Below are 19599 nucleotides of genomic sequence, written 5' to 3' on the forward strand. Positions count from 1 at the left end.
AGGCCGGCGGTGCACGATATGCGGCGTGCCCACGAAACGCGGCCTGCATCTGGTGACCCGGGACGAAGACCACAAGGTCACCACGCTGGAGCTCTTCTTCGACCTGGTCTTCGTCTACGCCATCACCCAGACCACGCAGCTGATGGCCGATCACCTCAGCCCGCTCGGCATCGGGCAGGGCGTGGCGATGATCGCCGTGCTCTGGTGGTGCTGGTGCGCCTACGCCTGGCTGGCCAACACGCTGCACGTCGACCGCGGCATCGCCCAGCTCGCGATGTTCGCCGCGATGGGGACGATGTTCCTGGTCTCGCTGACCATCCCGGAGGCGTTCACCGACCTGCCCGGCGGCCTGTACGCGCCGCTGATGTTCGTCGGCTGCTACTTCCTCGTGCGGCTGTTGCATCTCACCGCGTACTTCGGCGCCGCCCGGACCGATCCTGAGCTGCGCAAGGTCGTCCTGAAGATGTTCGTCGGGCTGCTGCCGAGCGTCACGCTGCTGGCCATCGCGGCGTTCTTCTCGGGCTGGGCGCAGCTCGGCATCTGGGCGGTCGCGCTGCTCGCCGACTACGTCAACGTCTTCCGGACCCGCTCCTCGGACTGGCGGCTGCACCAGCCCGGCCATTTCGCCGAGCGATTCGGGCTGATCGTGATCATCGCGCTCGGCGAGTCGATCGTGGCGATCGGCATCGGGATCAGCTCGTACCCGATGTCCTGGCCGATCACGCTGGCCGCCGTCTTCGGGCTCATGCTCGCTTCGGCGATGTGGTGGATGTACTTCGCCGTCGTCGCGCACGTTTCCGAACACAACCTGAAACGCGCCGACGGCGTCGAGCGGGTGCGGATCGGGACGGACACGTACACGTTCCTGCACCTCCCGCTCATCGCCGGGATCGTGCTCGTGGCGCTGGGACTGAAGAAGTCGCTGCTGTACGTGTCCGACACCGAGCACCACAGCCTTTCCGACGGTCTGCACGGGACGCCGATCTGGGCGCTGACCGGCGGGCTCGCGCTCTATCTGATCGCGTTGAGCGGGCTGCGGAAGCGGAACTTGGGCTCGTGGAACGGGCAACGGCTGGTGCTCGCGGTGATCCTGCTGGCGGCGACGCCGGTGCTGGAACTGGTGCCGGCGATCGTGCTGGTCGGTGTCGTGGCGGTGGCCGCGGTCGCGCTGGTGTTGTTCGAGAGGCGCAAGCTCGTGAGTAATCCGGGACTCCTCCACCCCCGGAATCACTCATCGGCGTGACGTTCGCCTCCCCCGTGGTAGCGCATCCGCCCGAGGGGAGTTAACCTACTCACGAGTAGGTAAGCGAGGCAGGGAGACTCACCGTGGGTGCGCCTAGGAAACGAGACGCGATGGGCCTTGGCCTGTCCGCGCTCACCCGGCTGGCCGGGAGCAAGGTCATTGAACGGGCCGGACTTCGGAAGCCCGTGCAGAACCTGGTCAGTGCCGGGACGCGCAACGGCTTCCGGGTCGCGGGCGCGGCGGGACGGACCTTCAAATCCGCCCAGAAACTCGGCAAGCCCGCGCGGCTCGCGCCGGCCGAGGACACGGGACTGTTCGACCTCACCCCGAGTGAGGATCAGCAGCTCATCGTCGAGACCGTGACGGAGTTCGCGGCCGAGCAGCTGCGGCCCGCCGCGGCCGACGCCGACGCGAAGCTCCAGGCCCCCGAAGGTCTGCTGAGCCGCGCCGCCGAACTCGGCATCACGCTCGTCGGCATCCCCGAGGAGCTGGGCGGCGTCGGCACCGAGCGGTCGGTGGTCACGAACGCACTGGTCGCCGAGGCCCTCGCGCACGGCGACCTGGGGCTCGCGGTCGCGGTGCTCGCGCCGTCCGCGGTCAGCACCGCGCTGGTGTCCTACGGCGACGAGCAGCAGCAGGCGGACTACCTGCCCGCGTTCGTCGGCGAGAACGTCCCGGCCGCGGCGCTCGCGCTGCAGGAGCGCACCGCGCTGTTCGACCCGTTCAAGCCCGCCACGAAGGCCCGCCGCACGCCGAAGGGCTACCAGCTCGACGGCGTGAAGTCGCTGGTCCCGCGGGCCGCGGACGCCGAGCTGTTCATCGTGTCGGCAGACCTCGAAGGCCGTGGCCCGGCGCTGTTCCTCGTCGAGTCTTCGAACTCCGGTGTCACCATCGAGTCCGAACCGGCGATGGGCCTGCGCGGCGCGGCGACCGGGAAACTGCACCTGGAGAAGGTCACCCTGCCCGCCGGAGCACTGCTCGGCGGCGGCAAGGCCGAGGTCTTCACCGAGGTCGTCCGGCTCTCGCGCCTCGGCTGGGCCGCGCTGGCCGCCGGGACCGCGAAGGCCGTCCTCGACTACGTGGTGCCGTATGTCAACGAGCGCAAGGCGTTCGGCGAACCGGTGAGCCACCGCCAGGCCGTCGCGTTCTCGGTGGCCGACATCGCCATCGAACTGGAAGGACTGCGGCTGGTCGCGCTCCGCGCCGCCGCCCGCGCCGAACAGGGCAAGCCGTACGCCCGCGAGGTCGCGCTGGCCCGGAAACTGGCCGCCGACAAGGGAATGCAGATCGGCAGCGCCGGGGTGCAGCTGCTCGGCGGGCACGGATTCGTCAAGGAGCACCCGGTCGAGCGCTGGTACCGCGACCTCCGTGCGATCGGCGTCATGGAAGGCGCCGTCCTTCTCTAGGACTTTCGAAAGGCAATCATGATCAACCTTGAGGTTCCGAAGAAGGCCGGCACCCTGATCAACCAGGCGTACCAGGCCGCGGCCGAAGTGTTCCGGCCGATCTCGCGCAAGTACGACCGCGCCGAGCACACCTACCCGGCCGAACTCGACATGTTCGCCGCGCTGCTGGACGGGCTGAACTCCTCCGGCGAGGGCGGCGCGGGCGCGGCGGGGGTCCGCCGGTCCGAGAAGAACGAGAAACCGGGCAACCGCAACGGTTCCAACCTCAACATCGTGCTCGGCACGATCGAGATGTGCTGGGGCGACGTCGGTCTGCTGCTGTCCATGCCGCGGCAGGGGCTCGGCAACGCCGCCATCGGCTCGGTCGCCACCGACGAGCAGCTCAAGAAGTTCTCCGGGCTGTGGGCCGCGATGGCGATCACCGAACCGGACTGCGGCTCGGACTCCGCCGCGATCACCGCGACCGCGCGCCTCGACGGCGACGAATACGTGATCAACGGCGAGAAGATCTTCGTGACCGCGGGCGAGCGCGCCGACGCCGTCGTCGTCTGGGCCACCCTGGACAAGACGAAGGGCCGCGCGGCGATCAAGTCGTTCGTCGTCGAGAAGGGCACGCCCGGTTTCGAGGTGGTGCGCGTCGAGCACAAACTCGGCATCCGCGCCTCCGACACCGCCGTGCTGCGCTTCGAGAACGTCCGTGTGCCGAAGGAGAACCTCCTCGGTACGCCGGAGATCGACACCGCCAAGGGTTTCGCGGGGGTCATGCAGACCTTCGACAACACCCGCCCGCTGGTCGCCGCGATGGCCATCGGTGTCGCCCGCGCGGCGCTGGAGGAGACCCGGAAGATCCTCACCGACGCACGCGTGACCATCGACTACGACAAGCCCGTCCACAGCCAGCACGCGGCGGCCGCCACGTTCCTGCAACTGGAGGCGGACTACGAAGCGGCGTACCTGCTGACCATGGAGTCGGCGTGGATGGCCGACAACCGCAAGCCGAACTCGCTGCAGGCCTCGATGGCCAAGGCGAAGGCAGGCCGGTCGGTCGTCGAGATCACGCTGAAATGCGTCGAGCTGGCCGGAACCTTGGGCTACACCGAGGAATCGCTGCTGGAGAAGTGGAGCCGGGACGCGAAGATCCTGGACATCTTCGAAGGCACGCAACAGATCCAGCAGCTGATCGTGGCGCGCCGGATCCTGGGCAAGACGAGCGCGGAGCTCAAGTAAGGCGCGAGGCTCGTGGGTGGCAACCGTGGGTTGCGAAAGCCACTTTCGCAACGTTGAAGGTTGCGAAAGTGGCTTTCGCAACGTCGGCCGTGGCCGGAAGCCAGCAGGGAGCCATGACGCCCTTGGCGGCAACCGTCCTTGCCACCCACGAGCCCGTTTATTTCCACCATTTCGACAACACCTTCGTGGTGACCTGGCAGAGGTACTCTCGAACTTTCCTTTGCCCGCGAAGGCCGGAGTCGCGATGAGACCGCTTTCCCCTGCGGCACGCTGGTGTCTCATCGTCCTCGGTGTCACGGTCTGCTACTTCGCCACCGCCCGGATCGGGATCCAGTGGGCGATCGTGCGGGAGCAGATCTCGCCGCTGTGGCCCGCCGCGGGGGTCGCGCTGGCCACGCCGATGCTGCTGGGCCCGCGGTTCTGGCCGGGGATCTTCCTCGGCGCGCTCCTGACGAACATCGCCCTCGGACCTTCGCTGGGCACGGTCCTGATCATCTCGGCGGGGAACACGATCGGCCCGATGCTGGCGTACGCGGTGATGCGGCGGCTGGGTTTCCGCACCGAACTCGACCGGCTTCCCGACGCCGTCCTCCTGGTGGTGGTCGGGGCGATCGGGGGCACGGCCGTCAGCGCCGTCATGGGCACCGGCGTGCTGGTCTTCGGTGGCGCGCTGAGCCCCGGCGATTTCTGGGCGACCGCGCTCGTGTGGTGGACCGGCGACGCGATGGGTGTCCTGACGATCACGCCGCTCCTGCTTCTCGCGCCGAGGTTCCGCATGCCCAAGCGGGTTCCACTCATCCGCTGGGGTGAGGCGGCGGCGCTCGCGCTCTTCGGTCTCGGCACGGCCGTCCTCGCGTCCACGACGACGCCGAAGCTGTTCGTGGTCTTCCCCGTGCTCATCTGGGCGGCGCTGCGCTTCCGGCAAGCCGGAGCGCTGCTGTGTTCCTTGTGCGTCTGCACGGTCACGATCTTCGCCGCGATCCGGGGGCTCGGCCCCTACGGTTCTTACGAGCTGGCGACCAGGATGCTGCACGTCCAGGCCTACGACGCCACCGTCGGGCTCACCGCGCTGACGTTGTCCACGATCGTCCTGCAACGCGACCGCGCGACCGCCGAGATCACCGACGCCTGGCGCCAGATCACCGAAATGGTGGACATGATCGCGCCACGCCAGTCCTTGCGCAGCGCCATCACCCAGCACACCGACGACGAGGCTCAGGCGGCCTGCGCGTCGAGGAAACGGTCGAGGTAGCGCCACGTCGTCCCGCGGGCCTTCCGGCCGGTGAGGACGCCCAGGTGCCCGCCGGGCGCGGTCTCAAAGGTCACCGACGGCGAGTTGTCCAGCAGCTCGGTGAGCCGTTCGACGGCGGCGCGCGGGGCGATCGTGTCGTTCTGCCCGGCGATGACCAGCGTCGGCACCTTCACCCCGGACAGCGCGATGATGCGGCCGTTGAGGTCGACCGTTCCCTCGGCGAGGTCGTTGGCGCGGAAGAACCGGTGGTAGATCTGGCCGAACGTCCGCCCGGGGTAGGCGATCATGTTGTCCATGAAGTGGTCGACGGCCTCGATCTGCGCCAGATAGTCCCGGTCGTCGAGATTCTTCAGGATGGCAAGGGGTTTGGTGATCTCCTTGCTGATCCCGGTCGCCCGGAAGACGCGGCTGACCAAATAGGACGGTGCGCCGCCGAGCGCCCGGTAGAACGGGGTCAGCAGGTGGCCGCCGGTGAGATCCACCAGCGGGCGGAACGGGGCGATCAGCGGGATCGCGGTGAAGTCGAACGGCGACGCGATGGTGGCGATCGACTCGATCGGCAGATCGGGCTGGTCGGCGGTGGTCAGCAGGGAGAAGATCCCGCCGAGGCACCAGGCGACGACGTGCACGCCCTGGCCGCCGGAGTCCTCGCTGACCTTGCGGATCGCGCGCGGGAGCACCTCCTCGATCCAGTGCTCGATACCGAGGCGCCGGTCGGAGAAGGCGACGTTCCCGTAGTCGACGAGGTAGGTGTTGCGGCCGCCCTCGACCAGGTGCTCGGCGAGGCTGCAGCCGCGGCGCAGGTCGAAGCACAGCGCGGGCGCGGCCAGCGGCGGCACCAGCAGCACCGGCGGGCCGGACTGGGCGCTCCTGCCGTTGGTCAGCCGGTACAGGGAACGATTCGGCCCCTGGTCGATCAGGACGCGCGGCACCGGGCGAAGATCCGCGACACCACCGTGCAGCACCTTCCCGACGACGTTCGACGCGGCGGCGGCGAGCCGTGCCGGGGGTGTGGCCATGGTGTGCCTCCTGGGGAATCAACGCGGTAAGACGTAATCTTGCCGCTTGGGGGCGCACGACTCAACACCGCCGCCGTCACAGGCCGTCCATTTCGGACGGTCGCTAGGCCGTCCGAGTTAAGAATCAGCGCCCTTTTCCGCCGCCGGGGCACTCCGCGCCGCCCGCGATTCGTACTCCGCGCGGGCGGAGGAATGCGTTGCGGAGGACAGAATCTTGTCTCCGCCGAGCGCACGGAGCAGTCCTTCGCCGAGACGACGCGGAAGCAGTCGTGTGATCCTGCCCATGGCGTCCAACGATGCGGGAACGAAGACGTCGAACTTGGGGCGGCGCAACGCATCGACAATGGCCTGCGCCACATCTTCGGGTTGCACCGATTTGAAGAACTTCGCCTCGCCGAGCCCGCTGGCCAGTTCCGTGCGCACCACCGCCGGCATCACGCAGGACACCAGCACGCCGGTCCCGTGCAATTCCAGATGCACCGATTCCGACAAACCGACGACGGCGTGTTTCGTCGCGCAGTAGGTCGCCGCGCCGGGGAATCCGGCCTTCCCCGCCATCGAGGCGATGTTGACGATGTGGCCGGTGCCACGCGGGCGCATCCGTTTCACGGCTTCCCTGGTGCCGTGGATGACCGCGTGCAGGTTGATTTCGAGCAGCCTGCGAGTGGCCGCGTCGTCCTCCTCGTCGAGCGGCGCGAGCGGCATGATGCCCGCGTTGTTGATCAGCACGTCGATCGGGCCGACGCGCCGCTCGACCTCGTCGAGGAACTCGGTGAAGCCCTTCGTGTCGGTGACGTCGAGCGGCAGCGCCTCTGCACCCAGCTCGGCCGCGGTCTTCTCGGCGAGGACCTGGTCCAGATCGCCGATGACCACCTTGGCGCCGAGCCGGGACAGCGCCGTCGCGGTACTGGCCCCGATGCCCTGCGCCGCTCCGGTGATCACGACGACCTTGCCCGCCAGGGAACGTTCACGCTTGGCCATGCCGGTCTCCTCTGCGACTTCATTGTCCGGGGCACTGTTGGCGATGTGTCAACTATGGTGCACCGGAAGCCGCGACGACGCCAGTCCTACGGACGTTGCTCGAAAACCTGCCCGATCCAGCCCTTGACGTCGAAGCGTTCCGTCGGTTTGAAGCCCTGACTCTCGTAGTAGCGCTGCAGGTCGCCGTCACCGCCGGCCCAGCAGTCGACCCGCACCAGCCCGATACCGCGTTCCCGCGCCTCGGCCAGCGCGAACTCGATGAGCCGCGAGCCGACCCGGTGCCCGGTGAACCGGCGCGAGGTCAGCAGCAGGCCGATGTAGATCTCCGGCTCGTCGACCGGCGAGACATGCGGGAACCGGTCACCGAGGATGATCGCCCCGGCCACCTCGCCGTCGATCTCGGCGAGGTACAGCCCCGGCCCATCGGCCATCCCGCGGACCCGTTCGACCCGTTTCGGGATCGTGGACCACGGCTCGGTCCCCCACTGTCCTTCACTGCCGCGCGAGGCGAGCCACGCGACGACCTCGTCGAACATGTCCAGCAACGTTTGGAAATCCCCAGAACCACCCTGGCGGATGATGAAGTCGCTCATCCTTCCGTTCTACAACATCGTCAGGACACGCGGACCTTCTGTGGTGATCGCGACGGTGTGCTCGACGTGCGCGGCCCTGGCGCCGCGGACGGTGCGCAGCGTCCAGCCGTCGTCGTCGGTCCGGTAGGCGTCGCGGCCGTCGGCGATGAGCATCGGCTCGATCGCCAGCACCAGCCCCGGCTGGAGACGCATGCCGCGCCCCGGCCTGCCCTCGTTCGGCAGATGCGGATCCTCGTGCATGCTGCGCCCGATCCCGTGGCCGCCGTGATGTGCGAGGAGGCCGTAGCCCGCTTCGCGACCGACAGTGCCGACGGCGTGGGAGATGTCGCCCATCTTGCCGCCGGCCTGCGCGGCGGCGATCCCCGCGGCCAGCGCGCGCTCGGTGGTCGCGATGAGTTCGAGGTCGGCGGGATCGGCCTCGCCGACGACGTAACTGATCGCCGCGTCGCCGTGCCAGCCGTCGATGTAGGCGCCGGCGTCGATGCTGACCAGGTCACCGTCACGCAGACGATAGTCCGACGGGATGCCGTGGACCACGGCGTCGTTGACGCTCGCGCAGATCACGGCGGGGAACGGGGTCGGCGCGGAATGCGGGCGATAGTGGAGGAACGACGGTTTCGCGCCGGCGTCCCTGATCACCTGCGCGGCGATCTCGTCCAGCTCCTTCAGGCTCACGCCGATCGCCGACGCCTCTTTCGCCGCTTGCAACGTCTGCGCCACGACACGGCCGGACTCACGCATGGCGTCCAGCTCGGCGGCGGATTTCAACTCGACCATGCCGATAACTATACCGGTATAGTTATCGGCATGGTCAAGGGTGTCAGGCCACGCCGAGGTGCCGAGCGATCAGCATCCGCTGCACCTCCGAGGTCCCCTCACCGATCTCCAGGATCTTCGCGTCCCGGTAGAAGCGGCTCACCGGGAACTCGTTCATGAAGCCGTACCCGCCGAAGATCTGCGTCGCGTCGCGCGAGTTGTCCATGGCGGCGTTCGACGCGACGAGCTTCGCGATCGACGCCTCCTTCTTGAACGGCTCACCGCGCAGCATCTTCGACGCCGCCGCGTAGTACGCCAGCCGCGCGGTGTGCGTGCGCACCTCCATGTCGGCGATCTTGAACTGGATCGCCTGGTACTCGCCGATCTTGTGCCCGAACGCCTCGCGTTCCTTGACGTACCGCAGGCATTCGTCGACGCAGCCCTGCGCGAGCCCGACGCTCAGCGCGGCGATCGCGACCCGGCCTTCGTCCAAAATAGACAGGAACTGGGCGTAGCCGCGGCCGCGCTCGCCGACCAGGTTCTCGGCCGGGACGCGGACGTCGTCGAACGAGAGCTCGTGCGTGTCCGAGCAGTTCCAGCCGACCTTGGAGTACTTCGGCGCGACGGCGAAGCCCGGCGTGCCGGACGGGACGATGATCGCCGAGATCTCCTTGCGCCCGTTCTCCTTCACGTCGGTGACGGCGGTGACCGTGACCAGCTTCGTGATGTCGGTGCCGGAGTTCGTGATGAACGACTTGCTGCCGTTGATCACCCAGGTGTCGCCGTCGAGTTTCGCCCGCGTGCGGGTGGCGCCCGCGTCCGAGCCGCCGCCGGGTTCGGTGAGCCCGAAGGCGCCGAGCGCGGTACCGGCGCACAGCTCCGGAAGCCACTTCTCCTTCTGTTCCTCGGTGCCGAACCGGTAGATCGGCATTGCCCCCAGGGAAACGCCCGCCTCGACGGTGATCGCGACCGAGGAGTCGACGCGCGCCAGCTCCTCCAGGGTCAGGCAGAGCGCGAAGTAGTCGCCGCCCATGCCGCCGTACTCCTCGGGGAACGGCAGGCCGAACAGTCCCATCTCGGCCATCTTCGCGACGATCTCGTACGGGAATTCCTCCCGTTCGTAGAGGTCGCCGATGACCGGGGCGACCTCGGAGCGCGCGAACTCCTCGACCGTCTTGCGCAGCGCCTCGTACTCGTCATCCAGCCGAAAGTCGATCATTGCTCATCCTTTTGGGGTGTCACGACGGCTACCGTCTCGTCCAGCGCGACCTGTTGGCCGGCGCGGACGGGGAGTTCGCTGACCACGCCGTCGATCGGCGCGGTGATCGTGTGCTCCATCTTCATCGCCTCGACGACCACGAGCGGGGTCCCGGCGGTCACCACGTCACCGGCTGCGGCCTTGACCACGAGCACAGTCCCGGGCATCGGGCTGGTGACCGGTCCGGCGCCGCCCGCGGCACCGGCGGCCGAGCGCAGCCGTTCACGCTCGCCGATGGCGAAGCTGTGCCCGTCACGCGCGAGCCACACCGCCCGCCCGCTCCCGGCCGAGTGCCGGTAGCGGTGGAAACCGGTGGGATGCCGGACTTCCAGCAGATCGCCGAGGCGTCGCGCGGAAACCCTCACCGGCTCGGCGCCGTCCACACTGACGAGCGCGTTCGCCGGAGTGCCCTGCACGCGCACCACGGCTTCGGAGCTTCCCGACTTCAATGCGAAGTCGATCCCGCCCGAACCGCCGAGCCGCCAGCCGTCCGGGACATCCCACGGATCGACAACGTCTCCCTGCGGCTGCAGGGAAAGCAGCCGGTCGAGCGCCGCCGCCACGAAGAACTCCGGCGGTACCTCTTCGGAGACCAAAGTGGACAGCCGGCGGTCGACGAGGCCGGTGTCGAGCTTGCCGTCACGGACGTCGCCGTCGGCGAGCAGCCCGCGCAGGAAGGCGACGTTGGTGCCGAGGCCGAGCAACGCGGTGTCCGCCAGCGCCAGATCGAGCCGGTGCAACGCGGCCGCGCGGTCCGGCCCCCAGGCGATGACCTTGGCCAGCATCGGGTCGTAGTTCGAACCGATGACCGCGCCCTCGCTCATCCACGAGTCGACGCGCACGCCCTCGCCGGACGGCTCGTGGACCGCGAGCACGGTGCCACCCGTCGGGATGAAGCCGCGGGCGGGATCTTCGGCGTAGACACGGGCTTCGACGGCGTGGCCGTCCAGCCGGACGTCGTCCTGCGCCACGGTGAGCACGTCGCCGGCGGCGATCTTGACCTGCCACTCCACGAGATCGAGCCCGGTCACCAGCTCGGTCACCGGATGCTCGACCTGCAGCCGGGTGTTCATCTCCATGAAGAAGAACTCGTCGGGCGCGGTGGCCGAAACGATGAACTCGACCGTCCCCGCGCCGACGTACCCGACCGAACGCGCGGCCTCGACGGCGGACGCGCCCATCTTCGCGCGGGTGGCTTCGTCGAGGAGCACGGACGGCGCCTCTTCGATGATCTTCTGGTGCCGCCGCTGCAGGCTGCACTCACGCTCGCCGAGGTGGATCACGTTGCCGTGCGTGTCGGCGAGCACCTGGATCTCGATATGGCGCGGTGTGGTGACGAACCGCTCCATGAGCAAGGTGTCGTCACCGAAGGAACTCTTGGCCTCGCGGCGAGCGGACTCGACGGCGGCGTCCAATTCGGACAGTTCGGTGACCAGCCGCATCCCCTTGCCGCCACCACCGGCGGACGGCTTGAGCAGCAGCGGGAACCCGACCTTCTCGGCGGCGGCCGCGAAACCACCTTCGGGAATGTCCACATCGGACGCACCGGGCACGACCGGGACCCCGGCCTTGGAGACCGTGGCCTTGGCACGGATCTTGTCGCCCATGGCGTCGATGGCCGCGACCGGCGGACCGATGAAGACCAGCCCCGCCTCGGCGCACGCACGGGCGAATTCCGCGTTCTCCGCGAGGAAGCCGTAGCCGGGGTGGACCGCCTGCGCGCCCGTGTCGAGCGCCGCCTGGACGATCGCGGGAATGGACAAATAGCTCTTCGCCGCTTCGGCCGGGCCGATACGGGCAGCCGTATGCGCCTCCCGGACGTGCCGGGCGTCGGCGTCCGCGTCGCTGTACACCGCGACCGAACGGATGCCGAGCCCCTGCAGCGAGCGGATCACGCGGACCGCGATCTCCCCGCGGTTGGCGACCAGAACCGTGTCGAACATGCTCACATCCTGTGTTTTCCGGCGGCGCGCGATCGCGAACGCGTAGCCAGGCCGCTCGTTGGCGAGTCGATCTCGATTCGCGTGTCCAGGGCGGCCCGCCTCCACGTTCGCGAGTCCTCCGGACGGCATGCGCGCCGGCTTCGGCCGAGTCGAGCGATCCTCTGCATCGTCGCGCTCACATCCTGAAGACGCCGTAGTTGACATCGGAAAGTGGCGCGTTGGCCGTCGCCGACAGCGCGAGGCCGAGCACCGTGCGGGTGTCCGCCGGGTCGATCACGCCGTCGTCCCACAGCCGCGCCGTCGAGTAGTACGGGCTCCCCTGCGCCTCGTACTGATCGCGGATCGGCTCCTTGAAAGCCTCTTCGTCCCCTGTGGACCATTCACCGCCGCGCGCCTCGATGGCGTCCCTGCGGACCGTGGACAACACCGACGCCGCCTGCTCACCGCCCATCACCGAGATCCGCGCGTTCGGCCACATCCACAGGAACCGCGGCGAGTACGCGCGGCCGCACATCGAATAGTTGCCGGCGCCGAACGAGCCGCCGATGACGACGGTCAGCTTCGGCACCCGCGCGCAGGCCACCGCGGTGACCATCTTCGCGCCGTGCTTGGCGATACCGCCCGCCTCGTAGGCGCGGCCGACCATGAAACCGGTGATGTTCTGCAGGAACAGCAGCGGGATCGAGCGTTTGTCGCACAGCTCGATGAAATGCGCGCCCTTCATCGCGGACTCGGCGAACAGCACGCCGTTGTTCGCGATGATGCCGACGGGGTGGCCGTGGATCCGGGCGAACCCGGTGACCAGCGTCGAGCCGTACTCCTTCTTGAACTCGCCGAACCGGCTGCCGTCGACGATCCGCGCGATGACCTCGCGGACGTCGTAGGGGACGCGCGGGTCGGTCGGGACGACGCCGTACAGCTCGTTCGGGTCGGCGACCGGGGCCTCCGCCGGGAGGACATCCCACGGGCGCGGCGTACGCGGGCCCAAGGTCGACACGATCGAGCGAACGATGCGCAAGGCGTCGGCGTCGTCCTCGGCCAGATGGTCGGTGACACCGGACTGACGCGAGTGGACGTCGCCGCCGCCGAGCTCCTCGGCCGTGACGACCTCGCCCGTCGCGGCCTTCACCAGCGGCGGGCCGCCGAGGAAGATGGTGCCCTGGTTCCGCACGATGACCGCTTCGTCGCTCATCGCCGGGACGTACGCGCCGCCCGCCGTGCACGAGCCGAGCACCGCGGCGATCTGCGGGATGCCTCGCGCGGACATCGTGGCCTGGTTGTAGAAGATCCGGCCGAAGTGCTCACGATCCGGGAAGACCTCGTCCTGCCTCGGCAGGAACGCGCCGCCGGAGTCCACCAGGTAGACGCACGGCAGGTTGTTGTGCAGCGCGACCTCTTGCGCGCGCAGGTGCTTCTTGACCGTCATCGGGTAGTAGGTGCCGCCCTTGACCGTCGCGTCGTTGGCGACGATCACGCATTCGCGGCCGGAGACCCGCCCGATCCCGGTGATGATCCCGGCCGAGGGCGCCTCGTCGTCGTACAGTCCGGTGGCGGCCAGCGGGGACAGCTCCAGGAACGGCGAACCCGGGTCGAGGAGGGTGTCGACCCGGTCGCGTGGCAGGAGTTTGCCCCGCTCGACGTGGCGGGTGCGGGATTTCTCCGGGCCCCCGAGCCGGGCGGCGGCGAGCCGCTTGCGCAGGTCTTCGACCAGCTCGGCGTGGGAGGTGACGCTGCGGGCGTACTCGTCGCTGCCCGGATCGGCAGAAGTGCTCAGTACGGGTGTGTCCATGGCTCCTCGTCGCCAAGTTAGCCGTCGTTAACTCGCGTGCACAGGTTAACGCCCACTAACGTCGCTTGTCCACCGCACCCCGGAAGTACGTGAAGGCCCCCTTCACTGCGCTAGACGCAATGAAGGGGGCCTTCACGTACTGGAAATCAGCCGATGGCGGAGACCAGCGGGTTGTAGTAGCCGCCCCGCTGGCCGGTGGCCGTCGGGTGGTACGAGTTCACGATCGGCCAGGTGAGGCTGTGCAGATAGTCGTCGGCCGACGAGCAGATGTTGTGTCCGGTGAACGCGCCCCGCACGTCGACGAACTTGGCACCGTTCGCCGAAGCACGAGCCGAGAGCACCGACGCCAGCGCGTCGGAGCCCGAGTTGATCGCGGTGCGCTTCGTGTCGCTCAGCCCGACCGAGCACGAACCCGGCACCGTGTAGAAGCGCGGGTACCCGAGGACGACCAGCTTCGCGCCGGGCGCCTTCGCCTTGATCTTGCTGTAGACGTTGTTCAGCAGCCCGGGAAGCGTGTTGTTCACATAGGTCTTCGCGGTGTTGACCCGGTTGATGCAGGTCTGGTCGCTGCCGGTGGTGCAGGTGGTCATGACGTCGGCGAAACCGGCGTCGTTACCGCCGACCGAGACCGTCACCAGCGTCGTGCTGGAGGTGACGTTCGCGATCTGGTTGAGCACGTCGCCGGTGCGCGCCCCCGAGCACGCGACGAACTTGAAGGTGGTCCCGGCGTGGGCGTTGGCCCACAGCTGGGGATAGGCGTTGGCACTGCGCATGCAATCGCCCGAGTTCCCGTAGCTGCCGGCACCGACGCCGGACGAGTACGAGTCACCGAGCGCCACGTAGTTGGTCGCCGCTTGGGCGGTGCCCGCGAGACCGAGGGTGGCAAGGACAGCGACCCCCAGGGCCGCACCTAAACGAGTGATGGAAAGAGCTTTGATCCGAGCAGGGACGGACATGGTCACTCCTTTGTGACAAGTTAACGAGAGACAGCATTACCAGGTGGTAGCCCCACACGACAGGGTCATTTCCCCAGGTAGCCCACTTGGCTCAGGCTGGAAGTACGGCCGCGTGTTAGCGCTCGCTAACACGCGGCCTTAATATGGCCAGATGCCGGCGAACCCCACCCCACTCGTGAACGGCGAGAAGGCGAACAGGCGTGAACAGATCATGGCCGCCGCCGCCGAGCTCTTCGCCCACCACGGTTTCCACGGAGTCGGCATCGACGACATCGGCGCGGCCGTCGGCATATCCGGCCCGGCGCTGTACCGGCATTTCCGCAGCAAGGACGCCATCCTCGGCGAGATGCTGAACTCGATCAGCCGCTACCTCCTCGACGGCGGGACGGCCAGGGCGAGCCAACGGGACGAACCGGGCGAAGTCCTCGAAGCACTGGTGGATTTTCACGTCGGTTTCGCGCTCACGCATCCCGCGCTGATCACCGTCCAGGAACGCAACCTCGCCAACCTCACCGACAGTGACCGCAAGCAGGTCCGCGCCCTGCAACGCCAGTACGTCGAGGTCTGGGTGCGGGCGATCAGCGACGCCGTCCCCGGGATCGGCGAGCGCCAGGCGCGTTCGGCGGCGCACGCGGTATTCGGGTTGATCAATTCGACGCCGTACAACCGCCATCTCGGTGACAGCGAACTGGCCGAGATGCTCTGCCGTCTCGCGCTGGGTGCACTGCACTCCGCCAAGTGACCACGACCGGGTTTCGGCCTATCCCCACTTTTCCGTCCTCTGGTGTTTGATAGGCACGTGGAGCCGGACAGGAGCGAGTACGAGCGGAGGCTCGTCGAAAAGGCGCAGCGTGCGCTCGTGGCGATCAGCCTCGGGGAGGACGCCGAGGCGCTCGACGAGCTCACGCCGACCGCCGTCGAGCCGCAGGCCCGCTCCGACGAGACCAAAGAGCTCGTGATGATGCTGTTCGGCGAATGCAGCGCCATGGTGTCGACGCTGGGTGATGGCGGAAGTGCGCCGGTCAAGGTGCAGGTGTTCGACGAAGACGGCGAAGAGGTCTCGATCGACCAGGCGGACCCGCCGGTGCGGACGGCCGTCCGCACGCTGCTGGCCGAGGTGCACGGCAACAGCGAGGCGGCGCAGGAGCAGGTCGAGATCGCGCTCGCCAACGCCGCGCCGGACGAGGTCGACAGTCTTGTGCTGCAGGCGCTGCGGTGGACGATCCGGCTGTCGGCGGAATGCCTGGACCGGGACCTGCCGGTCGCGCCCTGGATCTCGGACGCCGTCGCGGACTAGCCGCCGCGCAGTGGCCGGCTCGCGTGTCTGGATGGACGGCACGCGTGATCAGCCGGACATCACGTGCGCCGTCCGTCTGATCACGAGAGTCGGCCGTCTGATCACGTGTGTCGTCCGTTACGCGACAGCTAGTCCGACACCCTGCGGCCGCCGGATGTCCCGAAAGTGGCTTTCGCGACATGCCAAGTCAGCGAATCGAGCCGGTCGGGGAACACTGAGCGGCGAGCGATCCGGCGGGAACCGGTTGCGAAAGCCACTTTCGCAACCTTCAACGTTGCGAAAGTGGCTTTCGCAACGGCATGTCGCGCCGTGCGGCTGGCGCGGCTATCCCAGCAGGAGCTTCACCAGCCGCCCGATCTGCTCGGTCTCGATCAGGAACGAGTCGTGCCCGTAAGGCGACGCGACGACGGCGAATTCCGCCCCGGCGACCCCGTCCGCGATGGCCCGCGACTGGTACAGCGGGTAGAGCCGGTCGCTGTCCACCCCGGCCGCGACGGTGCGCGCGGTGATCCGGCCGAGCGCGTTCGCGACGCCGCCCCGCCCGCGGCCGACGTCGTGGGTGTTCATCGATTCGGTGAGCACCACGTAGCTGCCCGCGTCGAACCGGCGAGACAGCTTCCCGGCGTGATAGTCCAAATAGGACTCGATGGCGAACCGGCCGCCGCGCAGCGGGTCTTCACCGTCCTGGTGGCGATGGCCGAAGCGTTGAGCCAGTTCGGCTTCGCTGCGGTAAGTCGCGTGCGCGATGCGGCGCGCGATGCCGAGCCCGGCGTCCGGACCGCCGCCCGGGACGTCGTAGTAGTCGCCGCCGTGCCAGCCCGGATCGGACCGGATGGCGTGCAGTTGCGGTGCGGCCCAGGCGATCTGGTCGGCCGACGCCTGCGCGGTCGACGCGAGGACGAGCAGCGCCGCGACCCGCTCCGGTTCGCTCACCGCCCATTCCAGCGCACGCATCCCGCCCATGGATCCGCCGATCACCGCGGCCCACCGGCCGATGCCGAGCGCGTCGGCGAGGACGGTCTCGGCCGCCACCTGGTCCCGGACCGTCACGGCGGGAAACCTGCTGCCCCAAGGCTTTCCGTCCGGATGCGCCGACGACGGGCCGGTCGATCCCTGGCAGCCGCCGAGCACGTTCGGGACCACGACGAAGAACTCGTCCGTGTCGATCGCCTTGCCCGGCCCGATCAGGCCGTCCCACCAGCCGGGGCTGACGTGGCCCTCCTCCGCAGGGCCGACGGCGTGACTGTCCCCGGTCAGGGCGTGCTCGACGAGAATCGCGTTGGAGGCGCTGGGATTCAGTGTTCCCCAGGTTTCGTAAGCGAGCGTGAAGGGCAGCGTCCCGCCGGTTTCGAGCGCCTGGACGCCGCTGACGAAGCGGCGACGTCCAGGCGGCTCTCCCTCTCGCCAAGCACCGGTCACAGAGCGGCCTTCGCCGCCCGGAATCCGGCCTCGAGGTCGGCCTTGAGGTCCTCGATCCCTTCCAGGCCGACGGCGAGCCGCACGAGGCCCGGCGTGACACCGCTCGACAGCTGCTCCTCCGGCGTGAGCTGGCTGTGCGTCGTCGAGGCCGGGTGCACGATCAGGCTGCGCACGTCGCCGATGTTGACCAGCTGACTGTGCAGTTCCGTACCGTCCACAAAGGCCCGTCCGGCTTCGACGCCGCCGCGCAGATCGAACGACAGCACCGCGCCGGCACCCTTCGGCAGGTACTTCTTGGCGGCCTCGTGATACGGGCTCGACGGCAGCCCGGCGTAGTACACCTTCTCGACCTCGTCGCGCTGCTCCAGCCATTCGGCCAGCGCCTGCGCGTTGGACACGTGCCGCTCCAGCCGCAGCGAAAGTGTCTCGATCCCTTGCAGGATCAGGAAACTGTTGAGCGGCGCGATCGCGGCGCCGGTGTCGCGCAGGATCTGGACCCGGGCCTTGGCGGCGAACGCGCCCGGGCCGAGCGCCTCCCAGTACTTGAGACCGTGGTAGCTCGGGTCGGCCTCGTTGAACCCGGGAAACCGCGCCGGATCCTTGCCGAAGTCGAAGGTGCCGCCGTCGACCAGCACCCCGGCGACCGTGGTGCCGTGCCCGCCGAGGTACTTGGTCGCCGAGTGGACCACGATGTCGGCGCCGTGCTCGATCGGGCGGACGAGGTATGGCGTCGGCACGGTGTTGTCCACGACCAGCGGGACACCGGCCTCGTGCGCGGCGTCGGCGACCTTGCGGATGTCGAGGACGTTGCTGCCCGGGTTGGCCAGCGTCTCGGCGAAGAACAGCTTGGTGTTGGGCCGGACGGCCGCCTTCCACTGCTCGATGTCGTCCTGGTCTTCGACGAACGACACCTCGATGCCGAGCTTCGGCAGCGTGTAATGGAAGAGGTTGTAGGTACCGCCGTAAAGCGCCGGGCTGGAGACGAAATGGTCACCGGCGTTCGCGAGGTTGAGGATGGCCGCCGTCGTGGCCGCGGTCCCGGAGGCGAACGCCAGCGCCGCGACCCCGCCTTCGAGCGCGGCGAGCCGCTGCTCCAGCACGTCCTGCGTGGGGTTGTTGATCCGCGTGTAGATGTTGCCGGGCTCGGCGAGGCTGAACAGATCGGCGCCGTGCTGGCTGTCGCGGAACACGTACGAGGTGGTCTGGTAGATCGGGGTCGCCCGCGCACCGGTGGCGGTGTCCGGCGCCGCACCCGCGTGGATCTGCTTGGTCTCGAACGACCATCCGTCCGCGCTCATCGCGATTCTCCTAGCGGCTCAAGGGGTTTCGGCTGTTGGCACCGAAGCTAGCTCCGCCGGACGGAGCACCCAACCGCTCTCAGGAGGTGGGATTCCTTTCCTGGAGAGCGAACCTGTTGCCCTCCGAATCGGTGAACATCGCCCACCAGCCCCACGGTTGCTTCTCCGGCTTGGCCGGGAACTCGACGCCCTTCGCCGAAAGCTCCTCGTACGTCTTTTCGATGTCGTCGGCGTAGAAGAAGAAATTGCCCGTCGGGAGTTCGTCCCGCACCTCGAAGCGTTTGAGGTCCTCCGGCGCGGTGCTCAGGACGAGCGACGTCACCCCATCGGCTGAAGTGACCTCGACCCACCGGTTCCCGTTGTCGTCGTACGGCACGTCGGTGGTGATCTCGAATCCGACGACCTCGGACCAGAACCGCTTCGCGCGCTCTTGATCCCGCACGCCGACCACGATCTTGTGCACGCCTCGAATCGCCACGTCCGGCTCCTTTGTATCCATCGTGGATATAACGAGATCGGAGTGTATGCTTCGCGGATGGCCGACGGCAACCCGCAGCTCACGCCCGCGGCGTTCCAGACCCTGCTGGCGCTCGCGAAAGGGCGCGCGCACGGCTACGCGATCATGGGTTTCGTCGACGAGGTGAGCGGCGGTACCGCTCAGCTCGGCCCGGGCACGCTGTACCGGACCCTCGGCAGGCTCGTCGCCGACGGCCTGGTCGAAGAGGCCCCGGACGCGAGCGAGGACCAGCCGCACGACTCCCGCCGCCGTTACTACCGGGTGACCCGCGCCGGCCGCGAAGTCGCCGCCCGCGAGGCGGAGTTCCTGAGCAAGCTCGTCGCGGTCGCCGACCAGGCGGGGCTCCTGAAACGCGCGGAGTCGGCGTGAGCCGGGCGCTCGGCTTGACGCCGCATCTGTTCGTCAAGAACGTCGACAGGTCGCTTTCCTTCTACGGCAAGGCGTGCGGCGCGCGGTGTTCGCGGGCGCGAGCGTGGAGGCGCCGGTCGAGGAGATGTTCTTCGGCGAACGCTACGGCCGGATCGTCGATCCCGACGGTCACCTGTGGGCGTTGACCACGAAACGCGAGCGGTTCACGCCCGAGGACATCGACGCGAGGACGCCCCGCGAGGCCTGACGTGTGCGGTGGTCCCACCTGCTGGACAA

General features: G+C 68.5%; 19 protein-coding genes. 8 read left to right on the forward strand and 11 right to left on the reverse strand.

Annotated features, from left to right (window positions below):
* Positions 1-25 precede the first annotated feature (25 nt).
* From ACSMFO_RS18350 to ACSMFO_RS18365, 4 genes are all read left to right on the forward strand, one after another.
* Complete coding sequence (locus ACSMFO_RS18350; protein WP_436459762.1) at positions 26-1243, forward strand: low temperature requirement protein A; 1218 nt, start codon at positions 26-28, stop codon at positions 1241-1243.
* Positions 1244-1353: 110 nt separating this feature from the next.
* Positions 1354-2649, forward strand: a complete 1296-nt coding sequence (locus ACSMFO_RS18355) for an acyl-CoA dehydrogenase family protein (RefSeq protein ID WP_436459763.1) — start codon at positions 1354-1356, stop codon at positions 2647-2649.
* A gap of 18 nt (positions 2650-2667) precedes the next feature.
* On the forward strand, positions 2668-3876 hold the full coding sequence (locus tag ACSMFO_RS18360) for an acyl-CoA dehydrogenase family protein (RefSeq protein WP_410651752.1): 1209 nt from the start codon (positions 2668-2670) through the stop codon (positions 3874-3876).
* Between the two features lie 244 nt (positions 3877-4120).
* Positions 4121-5128, forward strand: coding sequence for an MASE1 domain-containing protein (locus ACSMFO_RS18365; protein WP_436459766.1), 1008 nt, complete (start codon positions 4121-4123; stop codon positions 5126-5128).
* Here ACSMFO_RS18365 and ACSMFO_RS18370 read toward each other — a convergent pair.
* The 8 genes from ACSMFO_RS18370 to ACSMFO_RS18405 form a co-directional block, all read right to left on the reverse strand.
* Positions 5092-6147 (reverse strand): alpha/beta fold hydrolase, encoded by a 1056-nt coding sequence (locus ACSMFO_RS18370; protein WP_436459768.1) that lies wholly within the window; start codon positions 6145-6147, stop codon positions 5092-5094. The genes ACSMFO_RS18365 and ACSMFO_RS18370 overlap by 37 nt on opposite strands.
* A 117-nt stretch (positions 6148-6264) precedes the next feature.
* Positions 6265-7128, reverse strand: coding sequence for an SDR family oxidoreductase (locus ACSMFO_RS18375; RefSeq protein ID WP_038508730.1), 864 nt, complete (start codon positions 7126-7128; stop codon positions 6265-6267).
* Positions 7129-7214: 86 nt separating this feature from the next.
* Positions 7215-7721 carry a GNAT family N-acetyltransferase gene (locus tag ACSMFO_RS18380; protein ID WP_038508728.1) on the reverse strand — a complete coding sequence of 169 codons (507 nt, stop codon included), beginning with the start codon at positions 7719-7721 and terminating at the stop codon, positions 7215-7217.
* Between the two features lie 9 nt (positions 7722-7730).
* Positions 7731-8498: a type I methionyl aminopeptidase gene (gene map / locus ACSMFO_RS18385; RefSeq protein ID WP_038508726.1), complete on the reverse strand. Its 768-nt coding sequence runs from the start codon at positions 8496-8498 to the stop codon at positions 7731-7733.
* Between the two features lie 43 nt (positions 8499-8541).
* The gene (locus tag ACSMFO_RS18390; RefSeq protein WP_037306689.1) at positions 8542-9696 is read right to left on the reverse strand and encodes an acyl-CoA dehydrogenase family protein; all 1155 of its coding nucleotides are present in this window, start codon (positions 9694-9696) and stop codon (positions 8542-8544) included.
* Positions 9693-11678 (reverse strand): acetyl/propionyl/methylcrotonyl-CoA carboxylase subunit alpha, encoded by a 1986-nt coding sequence (locus ACSMFO_RS18395; protein WP_436459771.1) that lies wholly within the window; start codon positions 11676-11678, stop codon positions 9693-9695. Before ACSMFO_RS18395 ends, ACSMFO_RS18390 begins: the two co-directional genes overlap by 4 nt.
* A gap of 175 nt (positions 11679-11853) precedes the next feature.
* Positions 11854-13467 (reverse strand): carboxyl transferase domain-containing protein, encoded by a 1614-nt coding sequence (locus ACSMFO_RS18400; RefSeq protein WP_436459773.1) that lies wholly within the window; start codon positions 13465-13467, stop codon positions 11854-11856.
* Positions 13468-13613: 146 nt separating this feature from the next.
* A complete protein-coding gene (locus ACSMFO_RS18405; RefSeq protein ID WP_436459775.1) occupies positions 13614-14423 on the reverse strand; it encodes an SGNH/GDSL hydrolase family protein in 810 nt (269 codons plus the stop codon).
* A 151-nt stretch (positions 14424-14574) separates the two neighbouring features.
* Here ACSMFO_RS18405 and ACSMFO_RS18410 point away from each other — a divergent pair, with 151 nt between their 5' ends.
* The gene (locus ACSMFO_RS18410) at positions 14575-15165 is read left to right on the forward strand and encodes an SACE_7040 family transcriptional regulator (RefSeq protein WP_073848354.1); all 591 of its coding nucleotides are present in this window, start codon (positions 14575-14577) and stop codon (positions 15163-15165) included.
* A gap of 57 nt (positions 15166-15222) precedes the next feature.
* Positions 15223-15720, forward strand: coding sequence for a hypothetical protein (locus ACSMFO_RS18415; RefSeq protein WP_436459777.1), 498 nt, complete (start codon positions 15223-15225; stop codon positions 15718-15720).
* A gap of 324 nt (positions 15721-16044) precedes the next feature.
* On the opposite strand, the gene metX is transcribed toward ACSMFO_RS18415, so the two are convergent.
* The 3 genes from metX to ACSMFO_RS18430 form a co-directional block, all read right to left on the reverse strand.
* Positions 16045-17139, reverse strand: a complete 1095-nt coding sequence (gene metX / locus ACSMFO_RS18420; RefSeq protein ID WP_436459778.1) for a homoserine O-acetyltransferase MetX — start codon at positions 17137-17139, stop codon at positions 16045-16047.
* Complete coding sequence (locus tag ACSMFO_RS18425) at positions 17136-18437, reverse strand: bifunctional o-acetylhomoserine/o-acetylserine sulfhydrylase (RefSeq protein WP_360121754.1); 1302 nt, start codon at positions 18435-18437, stop codon at positions 17136-17138. The genes metX and ACSMFO_RS18425 overlap by 4 nt, the downstream gene beginning before the upstream one ends.
* Positions 18438-18516: 79 nt before the next feature.
* Positions 18517-18915 (reverse strand): VOC family protein, encoded by a 399-nt coding sequence (locus ACSMFO_RS18430; protein WP_038508717.1) that lies wholly within the window; start codon positions 18913-18915, stop codon positions 18517-18519.
* 57 nt (positions 18916-18972) lie between these two features.
* On the opposite strand from ACSMFO_RS18430, the gene ACSMFO_RS18435 reads away from it, so the two are divergent.
* Both ACSMFO_RS18435 and ACSMFO_RS18440 read left to right on the forward strand, forming a co-directional pair.
* Positions 18973-19323, forward strand: coding sequence for a PadR family transcriptional regulator (locus tag ACSMFO_RS18435; RefSeq protein WP_436459779.1), 351 nt, complete (start codon positions 18973-18975; stop codon positions 19321-19323).
* Positions 19324-19396: 73 nt separating this feature from the next.
* A complete protein-coding gene (locus tag ACSMFO_RS18440) occupies positions 19397-19570 on the forward strand; it encodes a hypothetical protein (protein WP_436459780.1) in 174 nt (57 codons plus the stop codon).
* Positions 19571-19599: the final 29 nt, after the last annotated feature.

Source organism: Amycolatopsis sp. w19 (assembly GCF_051373225.1).
In the GTDB taxonomy this organism is placed as follows: domain Bacteria; phylum Actinomycetota; class Actinomycetes; order Mycobacteriales; family Pseudonocardiaceae; genus Amycolatopsis; species Amycolatopsis japonica.